This is a genomic window from Aeromonas sp. R6-2, from assembly GCF_040908155.1.
Taxonomy (GTDB): Bacteria; Pseudomonadota; Gammaproteobacteria; order Enterobacterales; family Aeromonadaceae; genus Aeromonas; species Aeromonas schubertii.
The window spans coordinates 46137-68240 of record NZ_JBFODE010000007.1; the positions used below are offsets into that span (position 1 = coordinate 46137).

General features: G+C 62.9%; 14 protein-coding genes and 1 pseudogene. 6 read left to right on the top strand and 9 right to left on the bottom strand.

From position 1 onward, the window contains the following. Positions 1-297 precede the first annotated feature (297 nt). Together AB5Y48_RS01745 and AB5Y48_RS01750 are read right to left on the bottom strand one after the other, a co-directional pair. Positions 298-2910, bottom strand: coding sequence for an AAA family ATPase (locus AB5Y48_RS01745; protein ID WP_368163596.1), 2613 nt, complete (start codon positions 2908-2910; stop codon positions 298-300). Between the two features lie 248 nt (positions 2911-3158). Beyond that, a pseudogene (locus AB5Y48_RS01750) lies at positions 3159-3449 on the bottom strand (chloramphenicol acetyltransferase); the annotation flags it as partial. A 166-nt stretch (positions 3450-3615) separates the two neighbouring features. Here AB5Y48_RS01750 and AB5Y48_RS01755 point away from each other — a divergent pair. Both AB5Y48_RS01755 and AB5Y48_RS01760 read left to right on the top strand, forming a co-directional pair. Further along, on the top strand, positions 3616-4506 hold the full coding sequence (locus AB5Y48_RS01755; protein ID WP_136614386.1) for an ABC transporter substrate binding protein: 891 nt from the start codon (positions 3616-3618) through the stop codon (positions 4504-4506). A gap of 59 nt (positions 4507-4565) precedes the next feature. Further along, a complete protein-coding gene (locus AB5Y48_RS01760) occupies positions 4566-5285 on the top strand; it encodes a substrate-binding periplasmic protein (protein ID WP_368163598.1) in 720 nt (239 codons plus the stop codon). Positions 5286-5329: 44 nt separating this feature from the next. Here AB5Y48_RS01760 and AB5Y48_RS01765 read toward each other — a convergent pair whose 3' ends face one another. After that, positions 5330-6253, bottom strand: a complete 924-nt coding sequence (locus tag AB5Y48_RS01765) for a LysR substrate-binding domain-containing protein (protein WP_368163600.1) — start codon at positions 6251-6253, stop codon at positions 5330-5332. Between the two features lie 103 nt (positions 6254-6356). Here AB5Y48_RS01765 and AB5Y48_RS01770 point away from each other — a divergent pair, with 103 nt between their 5' ends. Continuing rightward, complete coding sequence (locus tag AB5Y48_RS01770) at positions 6357-6971, top strand: LysE family translocator (RefSeq protein ID WP_060587702.1); 615 nt, start codon at positions 6357-6359, stop codon at positions 6969-6971. A gap of 27 nt (positions 6972-6998) precedes the next feature. Here AB5Y48_RS01770 and AB5Y48_RS01775 read toward each other — a convergent pair whose 3' ends face one another. From AB5Y48_RS01775 to AB5Y48_RS01800, 6 genes are all read right to left on the bottom strand, one after another. Continuing rightward, on the bottom strand, positions 6999-8996 hold the full coding sequence (locus tag AB5Y48_RS01775; RefSeq protein ID WP_368163602.1) for a bifunctional 2',3'-cyclic-nucleotide 2'-phosphodiesterase/3'-nucleotidase: 1998 nt from the start codon (positions 8994-8996) through the stop codon (positions 6999-7001). Between the two features lie 133 nt (positions 8997-9129). Further along, positions 9130-10962, bottom strand: coding sequence for a glutamine--fructose-6-phosphate transaminase (isomerizing) (gene glmS / locus AB5Y48_RS01780; protein WP_368163603.1), 1833 nt, complete (start codon positions 10960-10962; stop codon positions 9130-9132). A gap of 24 nt (positions 10963-10986) precedes the next feature. Then, complete coding sequence (locus AB5Y48_RS01785; protein WP_050666307.1) at positions 10987-11760, bottom strand: DeoR/GlpR family DNA-binding transcription regulator; 774 nt, start codon at positions 11758-11760, stop codon at positions 10987-10989. A 66-nt stretch (positions 11761-11826) separates the two neighbouring features. Beyond that, a complete protein-coding gene (locus tag AB5Y48_RS01790; protein WP_368163604.1) occupies positions 11827-12825 on the bottom strand; it encodes a sensor domain-containing diguanylate cyclase in 999 nt (332 codons plus the stop codon). A 55-nt stretch (positions 12826-12880) separates the two neighbouring features. Further along, positions 12881-15733, bottom strand: a complete 2853-nt coding sequence (gene glnE / locus AB5Y48_RS01795; RefSeq protein WP_197273666.1) for a bifunctional [glutamate--ammonia ligase]-adenylyl-L-tyrosine phosphorylase/[glutamate--ammonia-ligase] adenylyltransferase — start codon at positions 15731-15733, stop codon at positions 12881-12883. Positions 15734-15882: 149 nt separating this feature from the next. Continuing rightward, positions 15883-17133: a methyl-accepting chemotaxis protein gene (locus AB5Y48_RS01800; protein ID WP_368163605.1), complete on the bottom strand. Its 1251-nt coding sequence runs from the start codon at positions 17131-17133 to the stop codon at positions 15883-15885. 100 nt (positions 17134-17233) lie between these two features. On the opposite strand from AB5Y48_RS01800, the gene AB5Y48_RS01805 reads away from it, so the two are divergent. The 3 genes from AB5Y48_RS01805 (at position 17234) to putA (ending at position 22103) form a co-directional block, all read left to right on the top strand. After that, positions 17234-17980, top strand: coding sequence for a potassium channel family protein (locus AB5Y48_RS01805; RefSeq protein ID WP_050666303.1), 747 nt, complete (start codon positions 17234-17236; stop codon positions 17978-17980). A 93-nt stretch (positions 17981-18073) separates the two neighbouring features. Continuing rightward, positions 18074-18673, top strand: a complete 600-nt coding sequence (locus AB5Y48_RS01810; RefSeq protein WP_368163607.1) for a TIGR04211 family SH3 domain-containing protein — start codon at positions 18074-18076, stop codon at positions 18671-18673. A 265-nt stretch (positions 18674-18938) separates the two neighbouring features. After that, the gene (gene putA, locus AB5Y48_RS01815; RefSeq protein ID WP_368163609.1) at positions 18939-22103 is read left to right on the top strand and encodes a bifunctional proline dehydrogenase/L-glutamate gamma-semialdehyde dehydrogenase PutA; all 3165 of its coding nucleotides are present in this window, start codon (positions 18939-18941) and stop codon (positions 22101-22103) included. The last annotated feature ends 1 nt before the right edge of the window (position 22104 follow it).

Here is a 22104-nt window from a genome sequence, read left to right on the forward strand (position 1 = left end):
CCGCCGGCCTCGAAGGGATTTCGCCCGCCCTTCGGGCCGGGGCGAGTGACTTTGGAAAGACCCAAAGTCACCAAAGGTCTTCTCCCCCGCTTATTCGCCCGACTTCGTCGGGGCCCTTCGTCTCACCCACTTGTCCGACGGCACGCGCCGACGGGCCATCCATGGCCCAGCGCCGCTCGCTCGACATCCTGTCTCGCGGCCTGGACAAGCGTGCTCGCCTCTGCGAATAAGAGGGGGAACCAAAACCGTGCCCACCATTCAGACTTGGCCTAGTGGGTTTATGTCACTAGTAGACACTCAGCTTCTGGTCTTGGCCGTATCGATCAGACGCCTGTTAATCGTGTCTCGCCATGCCGCCAGTCTCGCTATGTCTTGCTCAAGTTCATCAGGCTCTGGGATTGGGAGCCTTCCAACAATTGTTGCGGCATCGTGCTCGAACTTGGAGCACTTAGACATTCCTGCATCAACTTCCCGGTAGTCATCATCGGTCACAACGACAGACTTAAGGCGCTGTGTTGACACACCTTCACCGAACCGCTGGACCGCGCCGTTCAGCAACACCTCCTCGACACACCTCTCCCAAGCCAGGCGTAGCCGGCCGTAGCAAAATGCAGTCAGACGACGATGTTCATCTTCATCCCCATCCTTTTGCGCTCTACGAACCTCCACGAGTTCTTGCCGGAGCCTTGCCAGACGATCTTTGGTGCCCACCACGTCAAACGGCAGATCCTGCGAGTGCACACCATATCCTTGGGCTGTTCTGCGAATGTAGTTCTTGCTCAGCATTGACCCAAGTTCTTCGATCTTCTGCTCCAAGATGCAGAGGAAGTAGATGTCGTGGGTGAAGACGATCACCTGCCGGGTGAGTGACTCAAGGGCTAAACGATACGCCACCTCCCAACGGCGCCTGTGATCGAGTGATGACACTGGATCATCAAACACAATCCCGCCACGTCCTTTGCCAAGCTTTATCTCTGCCAGGAAGGATGCGATGGCAATAGCTCGCTGCTCCCCCTCACTGAGGATGGCGGCAGGCGAACCTCCACCAGGCAATTGAAGGACCAGCTTGAATTGGGTCTTTCCCCCTGGAGACTCTGGCTTCATTACGACCTGAAGTTGATGCACCTTGAGTAGTTTGAGTTCATCGTTGAGAGCGTCCGCCAGCTCCTTGCTGGCCGTTGTCCGCGAAAGCTCGGTAGACTTTCTGGAGATTGCTCGCGTATCCAAACCATCAATACACGCCTGAAGCTTACGGCAGGTCTCATGCTTGGTGATTGCCTCTAAGACAGCGGTCTTGACTTCCCCCAGGCGCACCCGTGCATCAAGCTCTCGCTTCTCAGCCATCATATCAGCCCGAACTTTCTCATCGGCCGTGGCTTCCAAAGCCTTGGCCTGTTCCTGTAGACCTTCAATTATGCTTACCAACCCCGGTCGAGGGTCATTCGGCAGTGCCAAAATCTCTTCCCATGAGAGCTCGGTCGCCGCTGCCTGCAACACCAATTGATGACGGGTATTCAGGCACTTCTGCATCGTCGAGCATCCTGCAGCGAGCTCAGGAGCAATCTCCGTCAACTCTTCCACCAAACCATCACGGAATATGATGTCCAAGGTCGCTTTCTTGATCACTTTGTAGGCCGTTGCTGCTACCTCGCGCGCCTCGGCCGCAGCTTTTTCAGCTGCCTGCTTGATAAACGTGTCAAACTGCACCAGACGCGCAGCCCCATCCTGTCCAAGCATGTTTTGACAGAGGGGGCATGCAGAGTCTTTGGGAAGCACCGGGAATTCATGGTCTGGGTGGCTTACTTTGGCAAAAGTTCGGGCTGCTTCAAACAGCGTTTTCCATTCTTCATTTCCAGTACCAGCAAGTTGACCCGGAGTTTGTTTGAACTCGGTTGCCGCTAGGTCTGCGGCAGCTTTGGCCGATTTTGCTTTATCAATAAGCCCTTTAAGCTGTGTGACCTTTTCATCGTCGATCAGTGTTATCGCGGCGGTAATCCGATCCTTCAACCCCGTAAGGCGCGCTGCCTTCTGATGAGTCGCCTGGGCTTTTTTCTTAGGATCAGCCTCTGCGAGGGTTTTGGTCAGCAGGGCCCGCCGATCCAGCTCGGCTTGGTTAAGCGTGGCCAAATTCTCAATGTGCTCTGGTTTTGTCTGGATCGGGATACCAAGTAGTGCTGTGGCGACCGCAGTCTGCTCTCTCATCAGCACGGCATACGCTGCGTCACTTGGAGCATTCGCAGCCTTCTCTTGCGTAGCCCGCGCCTTGAGCTTGGTACAGGCACCGACTAGCCCCTCCAAGATGTCCAGCCCATATGGGGTGTAAGCAAAGTCCCCGTGGTTATCGATGTAAGCTCGGGCGCAGTGGGTATCGAAGATTGAGATATCCGAAAGTGGTTCAGGCGCTATCACACCGTACTGCCAAGGAAGGTCAATCGCTGTGCCATCGATTACAACCTCGAACACAGCCTGAGCGGGGCCAACGTCCTTGGGGTCTAGTTTGGCGTTGGGTAGGATGGGCTCGCGCCGATCTCTCGCGCGACACGCGTGTTTGAATATTCTGGAGTATCCCGACTTCCCGGCTCCGTTTTCCCCGTAGATGACGGTTAGACCAGCTAAAGCGATCGGGACGCTCCCGCCGTTCGCCAATGCATTGACGTTCACAAGCCCCTTGATCGCGGCTAACTGAACTACTCGGGCTGGATCGGCAGGCGGAGCAACCTGTGTGTCTTGAAGCTTCTTGGATATCCGGCCATCTGGATCTGGAATCCCCACTTCTGCCTTGGCCAATGCATAGAGGTCTTCCAGATCCGCAGTACTAAGTGAACGGTCTTGGTAGAGCCTAGCAATAGCATCTTGCTGCCAAGCAGCGAGTCCCTTGGACCACGCATAGATCTCTTGAATAATGCTCATCAATTTGCACCTTGTTGCTCACATCTGCTTTTTCAGAAAATTACCGCCATACCCCAGTGGTATATCCGGCAGTTCGCCAAGAATGGAATAATCCTATTCCCGGTAGAAGGGGCGGGCCTGGAAACTGGTGTGGCTGATGGAGGTCAGTTGCATCTGGCTCAGTTCCAGATGAAGAGTGATCACAATGACTAGGTGGTACTGGATGGTCAAGGTGGATAGTAGAAAAGTGGGTGTCCAAAAAGAGGCTCGCCGAAGATAAAGAAGGGGTAGGTGGAGGGGCCGGCGCTCTGGTGGTTGGCGCCGTTCATGATGAACTTCACCCCGCGGGCGATGGCGCAGAACTTGCCGATGATGAGCTTGTCGCCGATGAAGGGGAAGTGGTAGAGGACGTTGCGCTCGAAGCCTGCCGAGTCCTCGGGGTCATCGTAGTAGGTGTAGTCACCCACCTCGATATTGGGCCCCTTGATGGTGTTCTTGATAAAGCACACCTGGGGGAAGCCCGCCATGGGGTGCGGGTTGGCGGGGTCGGGTCCGTTCATAAGATCGTTCTTGGCAGGCTGAGTGGGGTCATTCTACTCCGTGCTGTGATGGTGATGAAGGCGCGACTCATGATGGGCCTTGGGGGCCCCGCTCGGTCGAGTATCAGGGTTCGGCTTTTTGTTGGCTGGCCTACGCTAACTGAAGGGTGCAAGCGGAGGGGTAAGCATGAGAGTCGGAGTCGTGGTGCTGCTGTTGTTGTTAACGCTGCCGGCTCAGGCGTTGACCATCGCCATGGTGCTGTGGCGGGGTGAGACCCAGGCCGAGGAGGGGTTTCGCGACGAGCTGGCTCGCCTTGGCTATCGGGCGCGCTTTGTCACCTTCAACGCCAATCTGGATCGCAATCAGCTGGCGACCCTGCTGCGGCAGCAGCTGCTGCCCAACATCGAGCAGTATGACTATGTCTACACCTTCGGCACCACGGCGACCCTGATGGCCAAGAGCCTAATGGGTGGGCGCAAGCCGCTTATCTTCAACGTGGTCTCCGATCCTTTCGGGGCTGGCATCCTCTCCGATGAGCCGGGGGCCAATCGCCAGGTGGCGGGGGTCAGCAATCTGGTGCCCATGGGGCTGCAACTGGAAAATGGCCGTCGCCATCTTCCCGCGGGGCGGCGGCTCCTGCTCCCCTTCAATCCGAGAGAGCAGAACACCCTGCTGCTGGCAGAGATGGTGATCCACGAGGCCCGGCGCTTCAACTGGCCGGTGGAGACCTGGCGCATAGTGCCGGTTGCCAAGCGACTCGACAGTGAGCTGGCGCGACTGGTGCACGATGCTGGGGATGCCATCGTCTATCTGGGGGCCGACAGCTATCTGCTCTCGGTGGCGCCGCGCCTGCTGGCGTCGCTAAACCGGGCCGGGATCCCGACCCTGTGCGGCGCCGAGCTGTTTATGTCTTACGGTTGCAGCGTGGGCACCATCAGCAGCTATGAGAGCCTGGGGCGCATGGCCGCCCGCATCATAGACCAACACAGCCGCGGCACCCCGCTCGAGGCGATCCCTTTGCAACTGGATCCTGCGCCGCGCCTTATTCTGGGCGGGCGTGAGAAACCGGTACCTTGACTCCCCCTCTGCCCTCTTCTTAGCTCAGTGAGGTGAGTCAACCCGATGGAGAGTGGAAAATGAAAGCATGGATGGGTGGAGTCTTGTTGCTGTGGAGCGTCACCGGCGCCCAGGCGGCGACGGTGATGGCGGCGCAAGACCCCTGGCCTCCCTTCGTGATCGACGGGAACAAGGGGATCTCGGTAGAGATAGTCAAAAGTGCCCTGGCAAGTCAGGGGCATCAGCTGGAGATGCGGATCATGCCCTGGGCCCGCGCCCTTTCGGGGGTGGAGGAGGGGAGTATCGACATCCTGGTGGGGGCCTGGTTTACCGAGGCGCGCACCAAGAGCCTGCTCTTTAGCGAGCCCTACCTGAAAAACGAGGTGAAGTTTATCCAGCTGGCCGGGGGCAGCTTCGATTACAGCGGGCTCGACAGTCTCAAGGGCAAGAGCGTCGGCATAGTGCGGGGCTACGGCTATGGCGATGACTTTATGCAGGCGGATCTGAATCGGCAGGAGGCGGTGGATCTCCCCACCAACCTCAAGAAACTGCTGGATCATCGCATCGATCTGACTCTGGAGGACGAGGTGGTCGCCCGTGCCATCATGGCCCAGCAGGGCATGGACGCGGCCCAGTTCAGCTTCACCACCAAGGCCCTCTCGACCAACCCGCTCCACGTGGCCAGCGGCCTGAAAAATCCCAATGGCAAGCAGTGGATCGAGGCCTTCAACAAGGGGTTGGCGGCCATCAAGGCCGATGGCACCCTGGACAAGATCCTCGCCAGCTACGGGGTGAAATAGCCCGGCCTCGACGCCACATAGAAGGAGCCGTCACGGCTCCTTTTTTATGGCCGCACCTTGGGGCCGCCGAGCTCCTTTCGCAGTCGCTCCTGAACAAAGGTGATGAAGTGGTTGATTCGGCGCGGCCGGCTCTCCCGGCTGCTGCCCATCAGGGCGACGATATCGACGGCGGGCGGCGCATAATCGGGCAGCACGGGAACCAGGGTGCCCGCCGCCAGCTCGGGTTGCAGATCCCACTCGGAGCGATGAATGATCCCCAGCCCCTGCAGGGCCCACTGCTTGACCGCATCGGCCACGTTGCTGGTGAGGGAGGGGGAGACCCGGATGCTCGACTCCTCTCCCGAGGCGAGGTGGCGCAGGCGCCACAGGGTGCAATCCTCGTCGTTCTCCCGCAGCACTATGCAGTGGTGATGGGCGAGATCCTCCGGCCGGTGCAACGGCGGCATGCTGGCCAGATAGGCCGGCGCGGCGCACAGCAGGCGGCGGGTTGGGGCTATCAGGGTGCGATAGAGTGTGCTCTGATGCAGATCGCCTATGTAGAACATGATGTCGGGCTGGCGCGGATTACCCTCCCAGGCGGGGCGATCCGAGAGGGTCAGATCGAGGGTCACATGGGGATGCCGGCGCCGGTACTCCCCCAGCAGGGGGGCGAGGCGTTTCTCTCCAAAGCCGATGGGCGCCACTATGTTGAGCTGGCCCCCCAGCTCCTCGCGGCTGCTCTGCAGGTTCTCCTCCAGCGCCCGCATCTGGCGCAGCACCTCGCCGCCGCGTTCGGTGATGAGGCGTCCCTGGGGGGTGAGCCTGGGTTGGCGACCGCGCTCGAACAGGCTGACGCCCAGGCTGGCCTCCAGCCGCTTGAGCTTCTGGGTCACATGCGGTGCCGAGACGTCGAGACGACGGGCGGCGATGGCAAAGCTGGGGCTGGTCGCCAGGGTGACGAGAAAGTGGAGATCCTGCAGGGCGATCATTAACCCACTCCTTAATGTCGGATTAACTGATGGGTGAATATCAGCCGGATGCTAGCACATGGTACCGTGGCGCCCAACCTCGTCCGTCACCCCAGGAAAACCCATGACTCCCGCCCTGCTCTCGATCTTCGCCGTCAGCTGCCTGGCATTCAGCTTCTCGCCCGGAGCCGGAGCCGTCGCCACCATGTCGCGCACCCTGGAGGGAGGTCGGCGGCTGGCAGGCTTCAACATCCTCGGCCTGCAACTGGCTCTGCTGCTGCATCTGCTGGTGGTGAGTGCCGGCCTCGGCAGCCTGGTTGCCGGCTCGGATACCCTGTTCCACGCCATCAAGCTGATGGGTAGCGGTTATCTCTGCTACCTGGGGATTGCCAAGTTTCGTCAGGGAGAGGTGGCCTTGCGGCAAGGTGAGACCTCGCAGGGCTGTGCATGGCAGAGCCTGCGCCAGGGATTTCTGGTCAACCTCAGTAACCCCAAGTCCATCGTCTTTCTGGTTGCCTTCCTGCCCCAGTTTGTGGGGGCCGGTGAGGGGATGGTCCACTACCTGCGCCTCGGCGCCATCATCATCGCCATCGATACCCTGGCCATGGTGAGCTATTCCCTCTGCGCCGGCTTGCTGCTGGGGCGGCTCGCCCGCCAGGGTCAGCTGCGCTGGCTCAACCGGGGGTTCGGTCTCATCTTCATTGTCCTGGCGCTGCTGTTGGCCCTCTCGGGGCGATAAAAAGGCGGCCCGCAGGCCGCCTTGTCATCAGGGCTGGCGTACCAGCCGGTAGATGGCGTAACCGGGGTGCTTGGGATCATCCATCGGCAGGGTCGAGAGGTACTGCAGATCGCTGCCCGCCAGGGCCTTGGCCTCCTCCTTGGGTGAGGAGTAGAGGCGCAGGTCGACGCTGGCCGGCAGGGCCTTCATGTGCCAGTTGCCGTCGGCGCTCGGGGAGAAACCACCCGGATTGGCGGCGGAGAGGTGCACCAGGTACTCGGAGAGGATCTCACGGGTCTCCTTGGGATCCTCGTGCACGATCACCTTGCTGTTGATGCCCGGGAAGTGGCCGCCGCCGCTGGCGCGGTAGTTGTTGGTCACCACATAGAACATCTGGGCCGGATCGACAGGCTGCCCCTGATAGGTGAGGTTGCTGATGCGGCTGCCCTCACTCACCTTGGCCCCGTCCTTGTCATAGCGGGCCGGCTGGGTCACATCCACTTCATAGCTCACCCCGTCCAGCACATCGAAGTTGTAGGTGCGGAACTGCTCGTTCACCAGCCACTGGGTGGTGGTGGCGGCCGGGTCGATGCGGTTGAACTGGCCGGCACTCATCTCCAGCCACTCCTTGACGGTGGCACCGTTGATGGCGACCACCTGCAGGGTGTTGGGATAGATGTAGAGATCCGAGACGTTGCGCAGTGAGATGTTGCCCGCCGGCACCCAGGTGAAGTCGGTGATGCCGTTGCGGCCACCGCGGAACGGCGCCGCCGCCGACAGTATGGGCCAGCTCTCCTTGAGCAGACCGCTCTGGCGCAGGCTGTTGGCGTGCCAGCGCTGGGCGTCGCTCACCAGCTGGATCGAGGGGTCATCCTGCACCAGGGCGAAGAAGCTGTGGATGGGCTGGGTGATCTTGCCGAGGGGCTCGTCGAGCCAGGCGTTGGTGGCATCGTGATCCGCCTGCACCAGGCCGGCGACCTTCTCGTCAACCGGGCTCCCCTCGCTGCTGTCGATCTTGCGCAGCTGGGCCTGGCTTGAGGCCACCTGCCAGCGACCCTCCTTGAAGGTGAGCTTGAGGTCGATGATGCCGAGGTGATTACCCCAGAAGCCGGGCATCACGGTCGGCACGCCGGCCAGGGTGCCCTTGTCGTTGTCGATCCCCTGGATATCGGGATAGTCACCGGGGAAGTTCTTGTGGGCGTGCCCCAGCATCAGGGCGTCGACCCCCTTCACCTGCGCCAGGTAGTAGGCGGCGTTCTCCATCAGCTGTTCACGGCTGGCACCCGTGATGCCGGTGTGGGCCACCACCACCACCAGATCGGCCCCCTTGGCGCGCATCTCGGGGATGTAGTGCTCGGCGGTCTCGACCATGTCGGCCACCACCACCTTGCCCTCCAGGTGGCGCTTGTCCCACTGCACCACCTGCGGCGGGGTCAGCCCCAGCACGCCAACCTTGACGGTCTGGGTGTTGCCGTTGGCATCCTTGACCTGGCGATCGAGCAGCAGGTAGGGGGTGAAGCGGTTGGCGCTCCAGTCGATGGTACCGCTGGCGTCGCGCTTGAAGGCGCCGGCGGCGAAGACGTTGGCGTTCACATAGGGGAAGTTGGCTCCCTTGAGCGCCGCCGTCAGGTAGTCGAGGCCGTAGTTGAACTCGTGGTTGCCGAGGTTGCCCACGTCATAGCCGAGCTCGTTCATCGCCTTGAAGGCAGGGTGGGCCTGCTTGGCCAGGTAGTTCCCCTTCTCCTGCTGATCGAAGACGTAGTCGGCGAGCGGCGAGCCCTGGATCAGATCGCCGTTGTCGAGCAGCAGGTTGTTGGGATTCTCGGTGCGCGCCTGACGGATCAGCAGGGCGGTGCGGGAGAGGCCGAACTTGCGGTCTTCCTTGTTCTGGTAGTAGTCAAAACCGAGCAGGTTGGAGTGGATGTCGGAGGTCTGGATCAGACGCAGGGTCACGTCACCGGGTTGCGCTTGGCTGCTGTTGTCACTCTGACAGCCAGACAGCAGCAGGATGGCGGCTACCGCCCCCAGCTTGAAGTATTGTTCCATGATGATTCGCTTCTGTAGTTGTTAGTGCCAGCGCGCGAATGATACCCGATTGGATTTACTGAGGCTGTGAGGAGCGTGGCAGAGCACGAAACCGGTTTCGAAAAGAGAAGGGCCCCTTTCGGGGCCCTGTTGCTTACTCGACGGTGACCGACTTGGCCAGGTTGCGGGGCTGATCCACGTCGGTGCCCTTAATGAGGGCCACGTAGTAGGAGAGCAGCTGCAGCGGTACCGTGTAGACGATGGGCGCGATCACCTCTTCCACGTGGTTGAGGTTCATCACCCGCATGGTGTCGTCGCTCTTGAAGCCGGTCTCGGCATCGGCGAAGACGTAGAGGATGCCGCCGCGGGCACGCACCTCTTCCACGTTGGACTTGAGCTTCTCCAGCAGGTCGTTGTTCGGCGCCACGACGATGATGGGCATCTCGGCGTCGATCAGCGCCAGCGGGCCGTGCTTGAGCTCACCGGCGGCATAGGCCTCGGCGTGGATGTAGGAGATCTCCTTGAGCTTGAGAGCCCCCTCCATGGCGATGGGGTACTGATCCCCACGGCCCAGGAACAGGCTGTGCTGTTTGTCGGCGAACTCCTCGGCCAGGGTCTCGATCTGCTTGGCGAGCGAGAGGCTCTCCTTGATGCGCTGGGGCAGGGCTTGCAGGGCCTTGACCAGGTTGGCCTCGGCGGCGGCATCCAGGTTGCCGCGGCAGCGGCCGACGGCGGCCACCAGCATCAGCAGGCCGGCCAGCTGGGTGGTGAAGGCCTTGGTAGAGGCCACGCCAATTTCTGCCCCCGCGCGGGTCATGAAGGCGAGATCCGACTCACGCACCAGAGACGACCCCGGCACGTTGCAGATGGCCAGCGAGCTCATGTAGCCGCTGGTCTTGGCCAGACGCAGGGCGGCCAGGGTGTCGGCGGTCTCGCCGCTCTGGGAGAGGGTCACCAGCAGGCTGCCGGGGCGCACCACCGACTTGCGATAGCGGAACTCGGAGGCGATCTCCACGTTGCAGGAAACCCCGGCGATGGACTCGAACCAGTAGCGGGCCACCATGCCGGAGTGATAGGAGGTGCCGCAGGCGACGATCTGGATGTGCTCGACCTGGTCGAAGATGGTGCGCGCGCCGTTGCCGAAGGACTCGACCACCACGTGATCGAGGCCCAGACGCCCGTCCAGGGTCTGGTTGATGGCGGCCGGCTGCTCGTGGATCTCCTTGAGCATGTAGTGGCGATACTCGCCCTTGTCACCAGCGTCGTGGGAGATGTCGGACTCTTTTTCCTCGCGTACCACCGGCTTGCCGTCCACGTCGAACACCTGCACGTCGCGGCGGGTCACCTCGGCCACGTCTCCCTCCTCCAGGAAGATGAAGCGGCGGGTCACCGGCAGCAGGGCCAGCTGGTCGGAGGCGATGAAGTTCTCGCCGATGCCGCGGCCGATCACCAGGGGGGAGCCGGAGCGGGCCACCACCACGCGGCTGTCGTCACGGGTGTCCATCACCACGGTACCGTAGGCGCCGCGCAGCTGCTTCACCGCGCGTTGCATGGCGGCGATCAGGCTCGGCGCCTCTTTGAGCTCATGATGCACCAGGTGGGCGATCACCTCGGTGTCGGTGTCAGAGGTGAACTGGTAACCCTGGGCTTTGAGCTCCTCGCGCAGCGCCTCGTGGTTCTCGATGATGCCGTTGTGCACCACGACGATGTGCTCGGAGAGGTGAGGGTGGGCGTTGCGCTCGGAGGGTTCGCCGTGGGTCGCCCAGCGGGTGTGGGCGATGCCGGTGCCGCCGTGCACCGGTTGTTCGTCGAGGGCCTTGGCCAGCTCGGCGACCTTGCCGAGACGGCGCACCCGCTGCAGGGGGTGCTGGGCGCTGAACACGGCCACCCCGGCCGAGTCGTAACCGCGATACTCGAGGCGGCGCAGCCCCTCGACCAGGATCTCTGCCACGTCACGCTGGGCGACGGCCCCGACGATGCCACACATAGAAACTCTCCTAAAAATAAACAGTTAGTTATTGATGGGGGCGCAGATAAGCGTCACCCCCTGAGCCTGAATCTTCTCCCTGGCCTCGGGGGCCAGGGCGTCGTCGGTCACCAGGGTCTGGATGCGGCTCCAGGGCAACTCGAGATTGGGGATGCGGCGGCCGATCTTCTCGGACTCCACCATGACGATCACCTCGCGCGAGACCTCGGCCATCACCCGTGACAGTCCCACCAGCTCGTTGAAGGTGGTGGTGCCCCTTTCCAGATCGATGCCATCGGCCCCGATGAAGAGCTGATCGAAATCGTAGGAGCGCAGCACCTGTTCGGCCACCTGACCCTGGAAGGATTCGGAGTGGGGATCCCAGGTGCCGCCGGTCATCAGCAGGGTCGGCTCGTTCTCCAACTCGCGCAGGGCGCCGGCCACGTTGAGGGAGTTGGTCATGACGATGAGGCCGCGCTTGCTGCCAAGCAGGGGGATCATGGCACTGGTGGTGGTGCCGCTGTCGATGATGACCCGGTTGTGGTCGCGCAGCCGCTCGGCGGCGGCACGGGCAATCGCCTGCTTTCGCTTCGAAACCTGCTCCGGGTTCTCTTCGGCCACCATCTCGGTGGGCAGCGGGATGGCCCCGCCATAACGGCGCAGCAGCAGCCCCCCGGTTTCCAGCACGGCGAGATCCTTGCGGATGGTGACCTCTGAGGTAGAGAAGTGCCTGGCGAGGGTGTCGACGCTCACTTCGCCCTGCTCTTGTACCAGGGCGACGATGGCGTGGCGGCGCTGTTGGGTATTGCGTTTTGTCACTGCGTAAGTTTCGATTCGAAAGAATGTCGAAATTTTAGCAGTGAATTTGTGGAAAAGTGAAGCGCTTTAATCACAGATGCAGTCTCTTCCTGCCCCCTTGGCACGATAGAGGGCCCTGTCTCCTCGCTGGGTGAGCCGCTCCGGGGTGTCGTCGGTCTGGAATTGGGCCAGCCCCATGCTGAGGGTCACCGGCTCTTGCTCCAGGGGGGAGTGGGCGTGCACCAGGGCTTGCAGCTTTTCGGCCACGGCACGGGCGGCTTGCAGGGGCGTGCCGGGCAGTATGATGAGAAACTCGTCGCCTCCCCAGCGAGCCAGCAGATCGATGCGGCGCAGGTGGGGATTGATGAGGCCGACCAGGTTGATCAAGGTGCTATCGCCGGTGGCATGCCCGAAGCGATCGTTGATCCCCTTGAAGTTGTCGATATCCAACACGATGAGGGAGAGGTGGTGGCGAAAGCGATGGGCCCGGGCGCACTCCTGCTCCAGTACTCGCTCGGCCTGATAGCGGTTGGCCGCCTGGGTCAGGCTGTCGGTCTCGGCCAGGCGGCGATTCTGTTCGAGCTGCTCGAGCAGGGAGGCGTTGAGCTCCTGCAGCTCGGCGGTGCGCAGGGCCACCTGTCGTTCCAGACTCAGGGTATGGCTGTTGAGCTGCTCGAGGCGATCCTTGCGATCCTGCGCCAGACGCTGGCTGCCCGCCATCAGGGCCACGCTGCCATCGGGGTTGCGGCTCAGGATGCGCGCCCGCTCTTCGGTCCAGAGGTAGTCGCCGCTCTGACTCAGGCAGCGATATTCGCTGCACACCTCGTCTCCCCCCTCCTCCATCAGTTGATCGAGGAGGGCCAGGATCCTGGCATGGTCATCGGGGTGGAGCAGGCGCTCCCAGGTGAGGGGATTGGCGGCCAGTGTGCCCGGCTCATAGCCCAGCATGCGGCACCAGGAGGCCGAGCGCAGCACCTCCCCGCTGTTGGCATTCCAGAGCCAGAGCCCATCGCTGACGAGATCCAGGATCTGTGTCCTGGTCTGCTCGTCGAGCGTGGAGAGCTGCAGTAACCCCTGCTTCTCCACCTTGTGTTCCTTTTACCTGCGATCTCCGCCTAAGTGTAGGCCAGGAGTCCGGGCCTTATTCGAGCAGGCGTTGCCACAGGGTGAGCACATGGTGGCGCTCCGCCGTGAGCCGATCATCCGAGACCCGGCGGGATATCTCCGAGAGATTGAGGCGATGCCCCAGATCGCGGATCTCCAGATAGGCCTGCTTGAGCCCTTCTGCCTCCTCCAGGGTCAATACCCCTGTCATGACGCACTCGTCGAAGATGCGCACATTATCGGACCAGCGGGTGAGGGCCTCCGGGTATTCGGCGGCATGGGCCAGCACCAGGTACTGGGCGATGAACTCGATATCCACCATGCCTCCCGGCGACTGCTTGAGGTCGAACTCGCCGGGGCCGGCCTTGAGCAGATGGTCGCGCATCTTGGCGCGCATCTCGCGCACCTCTTTGGAGAGGAGGGCCCGCTCCCGTTCTCGCGAAAGCACGGCCTGGCGCACCCGGGCAAAGCCTGCCAGCAGTCGCTCGTCCCCATAGACGGGACGGGCTCGCACCAGGGCCTGGTGCTCCCAGGTCCAGGCATCGCGCTGCTGATAGTGCTCGAAGGCGTCGAGGGAGGAGACCAGCAGACCCGCGTCCCCCGAGGGACGCAGCCGCATGTCGATCTCGTAGAGGATGCCCGAGGGGGTGCGGGTACTAAAGAGATGCAGCACCCGCTGGGCCAGGCGGATGTAGAATTGGCGGCAGTCGATGGACTTGGCCCCGTTGGTGTAGCCAGCAGGCTCGCCGGTGTGCAGGAACACCAGATCGAGGTCCGAGCCGTAGCCGAGCTCGATGCCGCCGAGCTTGCCGTAGGCGATCACCGCAAAGCCGCGCTCGCCGCTCTCGGCCACTTCCGGCGGCACCCCATAACGTTCGGTGATCTGGCTCCAGGCCTGGTTGACCACCTCTTCGATGATGGCCTCGGCCAGCCAGGTGAGGTGATCGCTCACCTTCATCAGGGGCAGGGCGCCGGCGATGTCGGCCGCCACGATGCGCAGCAGCTGCACCTGCTTGAACTGGCGCAGGGCCTCCATCTGTTGCTCCACATCCTCCTCGGGGATGCGCAGCAGGAACTGACGCAGCTGGGGCTTGTAGTGATCGAGCGGGGTCGGGTGATAGAGGTGCTGGGGATCGAGCAGTTCGTCGAGCAAGATGGGGTAGCGCGACAGCTGCTCGCTCACCAGATGGCTGGCGGCGCACAGGCGCACCAGCTGGCGCAGGGCTCCCGGGTTTTCGGCCAGCAGTTGCAGATAGGCGCTGCGGGTGAAGATGCGGGTCAACAGTTGGCAGAGGCGATCGAACAGGGGGCCGGGTTGGGACTCTCCGATCACCAGCCGCAACAGCTCCGGCATCAGCCAGTCCAGGGCGGTGCGCCCCTGAGGGCCGATGGGGCGGCGTGATGCCTCCTCCTTAAAATGGAGCAGATGGGTAGTGATGGCGCTGCTCGCCTCCTCGTTCACCCCCTGCTCCCCCAGCAGGGCGATGATCTCGTCGCGATCGAGCGTGGTGCGCCAGAGATCCACCCACACCTGCTCGAGGTGGGCCGGCGCCTCCTTCTCCTCGCCCACGACCTTGACGAACTCGCCGTGCACCGCCGCCATCTCCCCGTCGAGGCGAGCCATCAGGCTGGCCCAGTCTGGCAGCCCCATGGCATGAACCAGGCGGGTGCGATCCCGCTCCTCGGTGGGCAGGGTCTGGGTCTGCTGATCGCCGATCTCCTGTAGCAGGTTCTCGACCCGGCGCAGCAGGCGATAGGCACAGAGCAGGCGCTCACTCTCCTCGCCGGTGAGGGCACCGCACGCCGCGATGGCCGAGAGCGCGTCCGGCAGGTGGCGCACTCGCAGCGCCGGCTCGCGTCCACCGCGGATGAGCTGCAGGGCTTGCACGATAAACTCCACCTCACGAATGCCGCCGGCGCCCAGCTTGATGTTCCCCTCCAGTCCCTTGCGGCGCACCTCGGCGGCGATCATCGCCTTCATCTGGCGCAGGCCGTCGATGACCCCGAAGTCGATGTAGCGGCGAAACACGAAGGGGCGCAGCAGCTCGCCCAGCTCGCGGCCGTAATGGCACTCGTCACCGATCACCCGCGCCTTGACCATGGCGTAGCGTTCCCAGTTGCGTCCGTGGTGCTGGTAGTAGTCCTCCATGGCGGCAAACGAGATGGCCAGTGGACCTGCGTCCCCGAACGGACGCAGCCGCATGTCGACCCGAAACACCTGGCCGTCGACCGTGCTCTGGTGCAGGGCGTTGATGATGCGCTGGCCCAGCTTGATGAAGAACTGCTGGTTGGCCAGCTCGCGGCGGCCACCGTGGGTGTAGCCGTTCTCGGGGAAGGTGAAGATAAGATCGATGTCGGACGAGAAGTTGAGCTCGCCACCGCCCAGCTTGCCCATGCCGAGGATCAGCAGGGGTTGGGGGTTGCCCTCGCCGTCGAGCGGGGTGCCAAGCTCGCGGCACTGCAACTCATAGAGCCAGTCACGGGTCTGACCGATGAGGGCATCGGCCAGCCTGGTCAGGTGGACGAAGCTCTCCTCCACCGGGGCCAGTCCCAGTAGCTCGCGCCAGGCGATCACCACCATCTGATGGCGGCGGAAGCGGCGCAGGGCTCGCTTCAGTGACTCCTCATCCTGCACGTCGCTCAGGGCCTCGGCCAGCTGGGCCGGGTAATTGGGCCAGCGTTCGGCCTGCTCCAGCTCTCCACTGCCGAGCAGGGTTTCGAGCAAGGCAGGCTCCCGGTGCAGGGCATCGGCCACGAAATCCGAGAGACCGAGCAGGGTGAGCAGGGCGTCGCGAACCGGTTCGGGAAGGGTGGCTCGTTCTGGTTGTTGTTCCAGCAGGCGCTGCCAGTGGCGCTGGGCGAGGGGGAGGAGGGAGGCGGGCAGGGTCACGGCAAGGTTCCTTTGCAACTGACTATGCCCGCCAATCTAACACTGTGCCGCGCTAAGTCACAGCGCGGTGCCGGCGGTGGGAGCGCACGCACACAACCAACGTGGCCAGGGGGCCACGGTGTCGTGGCACTCTGTTGTGACAGGAGGGATTAATCCAGCTTAAAGGCCTGAATGGTGCTATCCAGTTCCCGGCTATGGGCCTCTACCTGGCCACTCGCCTCGAGCAGCTCGCGGATCACCACCACAGAGCCTTCGACGATCTGTTTGACCTGGGTGAGGTTGTCCTCCATCTCTTCGGCGACCTTGCTCTGCTGCTCGGCGGCGGAGGCGATCTGATAGTTCATGTCGGCCACGGCGTGTACCCGGTTGACTATGGTGCCGAGCTGATCCCCGGCCCGGTTCACCTGCTCTACACCGCGATCGGCCTGGGCCACGCTCTCGCTCATCAACAGGGTGGCCTGACGGGCGCTCTGCTGCAGCTGCTCTATCATCTGCTGGATCTCCACCGTGGCTGCCTGGGCCCGGTTGGCCAGGCTGCGCACCTCGTCGGCCACCACGGCAAAGCCGCGTCCCGCTTCACCGGCACGGGCTGCCTCGATGGCGGCGTTGAGGGCCAGCAGGTTGGTCTGTTCCGAGATGCTGCGAATGGTATCGACCACGGAGCCGATGCGCTGCACCCCCTGCTCCACATCGCTGACCACGCCGGAGGAGCGCTGGATATTGTTCGACAGGGCCGAGATGGTGGTCACCGTCTCGGCCACATAGCCTTGCCCCTGCTCGGCCAGGGCGCGGCTCTCGCTGGTGGCTCGGGAGGCCTGCTCCGCATGGCCGGCCACTTCGCGTACCGAGGCGGCCATCTCGCTCATGGCGCCGGCCAGCTGCTCTATCTGACGAAACTCTTCGCTGATCGACTCGTTGGCCTCCTCCATGCAAAGAGTGACCTGGGAGGCGATCTCTCCGAGCTCCTTGCTGATGCCGCGCTGGTTGCCGAACACCTGTCGCAGGTGATCCTGGGAGTGGGCCACGGCCCGGGCGATGTCGCCGAACTCGTCTTTGGAGTTGAGCTCGACCCGGTGGCTGAGGTCTTGTTGGGAGAAGCGGTGCAGCAGGCCGACCAGATAGTTGACCTGACGCACCATGAGGCGGGAGCCGGCCAGCAGGAAGACCACGAAGAAGATCCCCATCAGGGCCGTCTCCATCAGACCACTCCAGATGAGGTTTTGGGCAATCTCCCCCGCCTGACCCGCCTCTATGCCCCCCTGCAGCAGGGTCTCTTCCAGGTGGCTGGCATCGAACCAGAGCTTGGTCAGCAGCAGCAGGGTGCTGACCACCATCAGGATCACTACCTTGGGCAGCAGGCGAACATCACTCATACGACGCTCGATGGCATTAAACCGCATCACGACTCTCCTTGGACATGCGAAATCCCCTTTGACCGTCAGGGTATCGGCATTATCTTGTTTTTTATGACTAATGTTTATGCTCAATGATGGATTTTGTATGCGACATCACTCTGCCGGCCTGAGAGCCATGGATCTGCTGATGGCCCTGCTCTCTGTGGTCTCTGTGTTGCTGGTGAGCCTGCGCTGGTTCTTCGGTGAATATTTCACGCCCGAGACGCTCTCCCTCTTCTATGACGTGGACAGCCTGCTCTGTTACGTCTTTATCATTCACTTCCTCTATGGTCTGGCACGCAGCGATCAGCGCCTCGCCTATCTCAAGAGCAACTGGATCTACCTGCCGGGCAGCCTGCCTATGGTGGAGCAGCTGCGCTGGGCTCGGCTGCTGCAACTCTATCGGGTGATCCAGCTGCTGCGCCGCAATCCGGACCTGTTGGCCATCTTTCGTCGCGAGCGCAGCGAATCGCACCTGGCCGGCATACTGCTGCTCTTCTTCGTGTTGCTCGGGGTGGGGGCGGGCCTCATCTTCTGGGTCGAGGGGGGGACGCCGGGTAGCCAGATCAACAATGCCTATGACGCCTTCTGGTGGGCCCTGGTGACCCTCTCCACCATAGGATACGGGGATATAGTGCCTCACACCGACGAGGGGCGCTTCGTGGCCAGCCTGGTGATCATCTTCGGGGTGGGCCTGTTCAGTGCCATGAGCGGTTTCATGGCCAGCCTCTTTCTCAAATCTACGGACAAGGAGACTCAGGCCCTGCAGCAGCAGGTGCGTCACCTGACCCGGCAGCAGGACCAACTGCTGCAAGAACTTCGGCAGATCAAGGAGAGCCTGCGTCGGGGCTAGCTTCACACTCCGTTGCGGTTCTGCTTGTGGTTTGAGGTGATGGCGGCTTACCATCCAAGCTGTTTTTCAACCAATACAGAGACATCGACATCCATGCGTGCCCTGATCGGGATCCTGCTTGCTCTCGCCGCCAGCCAGTCCATGGCCGAGACCCGTTACGTATCCGACAACATCTATACCTTTATCCACGGCGGACCGGGTACCCAGTACCGCATCCTCGGCAGCGTCAAGGCAGGTGAGCAGCTTGAGCTCGCCGGTCCCAGCGAGGGTGGCTTCGTGCAGATCACCGATGGCAAGGGGCGCAGCGGCTGGGTGAAAGGGGATGATCTGCAAAGCGGGCCGAGTTTCCGTCAGCAGGTGGCGCAGCTGCAGCAGCAGCTCGATGAGCTCAAGGGGCGCCTGCAAAACCTCAACGGCGATAACGAGCGGCTGTTTGCGCAGAAAGATGGGGCCATCGCGCAGCAGAAGCAGCAGATCACCGAACTGCAGAGTCAGCTCAAGCAGCGGGATGCTCAGATGGCCAGCCTGAAAGAGCAGAACGACGCCCTCAATCAGAGCTATGACAACCGCGAGCACGACATGCAGATGGATTGGTTCATTCGTGGCGGTCTGATGGTGGGGGCCGGCCTCCTGGCGGGGCTCTTGCTGCCCATGTTGCCACGGCGTCGCCGTGGCGACCGCTGGATGAACTGAGCGGGTTGACGCAGAGAGGGGGATGCCAAGGCATCCCCCTCTCTTTTGGGGGCAAGAGAAATTGTATGCAATTTCTGTCGGGTAAAGTGGCTGAGCTCCCCTTGATGTGGCCTTTATGAGCCCTTATTGCCGAAAAGATGCGGCGCGCTTAATAAACTGGCAACAATTTCATTTCATTGGTGGGGCGTAATTGTATACATTACCGGCGTTGCGGCGCCATGCGCCATCCCATTGAGCCCCCAGGGTGTACAGGAAGACCCCATCTATGTTCAAAGCGACCCAAGTGCTTGCCCCCGACTATCGCCCCACCGATCTCGCCGCCCTGCGCGAGGCCATTACCCAGAATTATGTAGTGGACGAGAATGCCTACCTGACCGAGCTGTCGGCCATGCTGCCGAGCGACGGTACCGCCCTCGAGCGCATTACCAGCCGCGCCCGCGCCCTGGTGAGCAAGGTGCGTCAGGAGAACGGTGCCGGCGATGGCATCGACGCCTTCTTGCAGGAGTACAGCCTGGATACCCAGGAGGGGATCATACTGATGTGCCTGGCCGAGGCGCTGCTGCGCATCCCCGATGCCGACACCGCCGATGCCCTGATCAAGGACAAGCTCTCCGGCGCCAACTGGGCGGCTCACTTTCGCAAGAGTGACTCCACCCTGGTCAACGCCTCGACCTGGGGCCTGATGCTGACCGGCAAGATCATCAAGCTCGACAAGAAGCTCGACGGCAACCCGGCCAACCTGCTGGGGCGCATGGTCAACAAGCTGGGTGAGCCCATGGTGCGCTCGGCCATGTACGCCGCCATGAAGATCATGGGCAAGCAGTTCGTGCTGGGCCGCGACATGAAAGAGGCCCTCAAGGCCAGCCGCAAGCAGCGTGAGCAGGGCTTCACCCACACCTATGACATGCTGGGAGAATCGGCCCTGACCATGCAGGACGCCGACAAGTACCTGGCCGATTATCGCAACGCCATCGAGGCGGTGGGTGGCGAGCGCATCAGTGACGGCGGTCCGGCGCCTTCCATCTCCATCAAGCTCTCCGCCCTGCATCCGCGCTATGACGTGGCCAACCGCGAGCGGGTGCTCGGCGAGATGTGCGAGCGTCTCATCGGTCTGGTGCGCCTGGCCCGGGAGCGGGATGTGGCCATCAGCATCGACGCCGAGGAGATGGACCGTCTCGAGCTGTCGCTGGACTTGTTCGAGCAGCTCTATCGCTCTGAGGCCAACCGCGGCTGGGGCAAGCTCGGCATGGTGGTGCAGGCCTACTCCAAGCGTGCCCTGCCGGTTTTGTGCTGGCTCACCGCCCTGGCCCGCGAACAGGGGGACCTCATCCCGGTGCGTCTGGTCAAGGGGGCCTACTGGGACAGCGAGCTCAAGTATGCCCAGCAGGCCGGCCTGCCCGGTTACCCGCTCTTTACCCGCAAGGCGGGGACCGATGTCTCTTACCTCGCCTGCGCCCGCTACCTGCTGAGCGAGGCGACGCTTGGCGCCATCTCGCCCCAGTTTGCCACCCACAACGCCCATACGGTCGTGACCATTCTCGAGATGGCCGGCGATCGCCAGTTCGAGTTCCAGCGCCTGCACGGCATGGGGGACGAGCTCTACCACACGGTGCTCAAAGAGAATCCGGGGCTGGCCTGCCGCATCTATGCCCCGGTCGGTGCCCACAAGGATCTGCTGCCCTACCTGGTGCGCCGCCTGCTGGAAAACGGCGCCAACACCTCCTTCGTGCACAAGCTGGTGGACCCCAACACCCCGGCCGACAGCCTGGCCGAGCACCCGCTGCGCACCCTCAAGCGCTACCCGACCCTGGCCAATGACCGCATCCCGCAGCCGGTGAACCTGTTTAGCGATCGAAAGAACTCGAGCGGCGTCAACATGAACATCGTCTCCATCCAGCGCCCCTTCTTCGCCAGGCTCAAGGAGCTGGAGAGCAAGCAGTGGCAGGCCGGCCCCATCGTCAACGGCGAGACGCTGGTGACGGGTGAGCTGCAGACCGTGCTGAGCCCGCAGGACATCAGTCAGGTGGTGGGCAAGATCCGCTGGGCCGATGGCGCCGCCGTGGAGCAGGCCCTGGCCTCGGCTCACGCCGCCTTCCCGCGCTGGCGCGAGACCCCGGTCACCGAGCGCGCCGCGGCGCTGGAGAAGCTGGCGGATCTGCTGGAGGCGAACCGCGAGCAGTTCATTTCGCTTTGCACCCGCGAGGCGGGCAAGCTGCTGCAAGATGGCATCGACGAGGTGCGCGAGGCGGTGGATTTCTGCCGCTACTACGCCCAGCAGGCCCGGGCCATGATGAGCAAGGCCACTTTGCTGCCGGGTTACACGGGTGAGCAGAACGAGCTGTTCTTGCAAGGGCGCGGCGTGTTTGTCTGCATCAGCCCGTGGAATTTCCCGCTGGCCATCTTCCTGGGCCAGGTTGCGGCGGCGCTCGCCACCGGCAACACGGTCGTCGCCAAGCCGGCCGAGCAGACCGGCCTGGTCGCCCACCTGGCGGTGACCCTGGCCCACCAGGCCGGCATCCCGGGTGACGTGTTGCACCTGCTGCCGGGCGATGGCGCCAGCGTCGGTGCCCGCCTGACCGCGGATCGCCGCATCGGCGGCGTCTGCTTCACCGGCTCCACCGAGACCGCCAGACTCATCAACCAGACCCTGGCCAACCGCGATGGCGCCATCCTGCCGCTGATCGCCGAGACCGGCGGCCAGAACGCCATGATCGTCGACTCTACCGCCCTGCCCGAGCAGGTGGTGCGCGACGTGGTGAGCGCCGCCTTCCAGAGCGCCGGCCAGCGCTGCTCCGCCCTGCGGGTGCTGTTCCTGCAAGAGGAGATCGCCGACCGGGTGCTGGAGATCCTCACCGGTGCCCTGCAGGAGCTCAAGGTCGGCAACCCGGCCGAGCACAACACCGACGTAGGGCCGGTCATCGACGCCGAGGCCAAGGCGGGACTGGATCTGCACCTGGCCCGGATGATTCCGAAGAGCCGTCTGATCGCCCAGGCCCCCATGCCCAAGGCGACCCTGGAGGGCTACTTCGTGCAGCCGACGGCGCTGGAGATCCGCGCTATCCGCGAGCTCGAGCGTGAGCAGTTCGGCCCCATCCTGCACGTGGTGCGCTACGCCGCCAAGGATCTGGATCAGGTGATCAACGAGATCAACGGTACCGGCTATGGCCTGACCCTGGGGATCCACAGCCGTAACGAGTCCCACGCCGAGGCGCTGGCGAGCCGTATCAACGTGGGCAACGTCTACATCAATCGCAACCAGATCGGCGCCGTGGTCGGGGTCCATCCGTTTGGGGGGCAGGGCCTCTCCGGCACCGGCCCCAAGGCGGGCGGCCCTCACTACCTGCACCGCTTCGTGACCGAGAAGACCCGCACCATCAACACCACGGCGGTCGGCGGCAACGCCACCCTGCTGGCGATGGGCGATGCCTGAC